The 1,094-nt window shown below is 72.0% G+C and carries 1 protein-coding gene; it reads right to left on the minus strand.

Going from position 1 to position 1,094, the window contains the following annotated elements:
- Window positions 1-117: 117 nt before the first annotated feature.
- The coding region (locus I71_RS14035) for a L,D-transpeptidase (protein ID WP_042695474.1) at window positions 118-1,094 on the minus strand (977 nt) is incomplete at its 5' end.

Consider the following 1,094-nt stretch of genomic DNA (forward strand, 5'->3'; position numbering starts at 1 on the left):
ATAGTCGATCGGCATGGGCGGCGGATTGTCCGAACGGTTGGGTTCTGCGGGTTAGCAGCCCAAGGGGGATCCAGGCAAGCCCCAACGACCGGCAACGGTGCGATTCGCCCTTTCCACCTATGGTCCGCCGGCCAGCCTGGTCCCGCCGCGCAAGCTCGCAATCCGCTCCGCCACATCCGTCAACCGCCGGTCGAGAGCCGTCGTCAGGCAGGATTGCGCCGCGGCGGCCACCGCCGGATCGCCCTCCGTGCCGCTGCGGATCCAGCACAGGGCGGCGATCCGCTCGTGGAAGCGGCGCTCGTCCTGGATCAGCTCATAGGCTGCCGTCGCACGGGCGGCCGGATCGGCGATACCGGCCAGGAAGCGGTCCTGCGCGCCGCGGGCACGGCCGTCGAGCAGGGCGAGTGCCGGGACGTCGCAGATCATCCGCCGCAGCGGCGCCGTCACCGTGGAACAGCGCGGATCGGCAACGGGCTTTGCCGGCGGTTCCGGCTCCGGCAGGACGATGACGACGGCAGGCTCGGGGGAGGCAGGTTGCGACGCCGGAGGTGAGGGCGGGAAGGGTGGCGGTGCAGCCTCGACCCTCACCGGTGCGGCTGCCGGCAGCGTCCTCGCCGGCCGTGGGACCGGGCGCTCCGCACTGCCTCCCGGACCGCCTCCGCCCAGCGTCTCCCGCACCACCCGCACCGGGGTGCCGACCTCCGTCGCCGCGAAAACGGTTTCGATGTCCGCCGGCAGCATGCGGAAGCAGCCGCCGCTGGCCCGTGTGCCGATCGACTCCGGATCGTTGGTGCCGTGGATGGCGATGGCCGGCCATCCGAGATCGAGCGCGAATTTGCCCAGCGGGTTGTTCGGCCCCGGCGGCACCGCCCGCGGCAGGGACGGCTTGTCGCGCCGCTGATTCGCGGTCGGGCGCCAGGTCGGATCGCGGCGCTTGCGCCGGATGCTGCTGTCACCGACGGGAATCGGCACGCCGGGACGGCCGATGGCGATGGGAAAGCTGCGGGCGCCACCATCTGGACCGGTCAGATACAGACGGCGGTCGGCAAGGCTGATGGTGATGGATGGGCCGCCCGGGACCGTATCCGTCGCCT

It is taken from the genome of Azospirillum sp. B506, assembly GCF_000333595.1.
GTDB lineage: Bacteria > Pseudomonadota > Alphaproteobacteria > Azospirillales > Azospirillaceae > Azospirillum.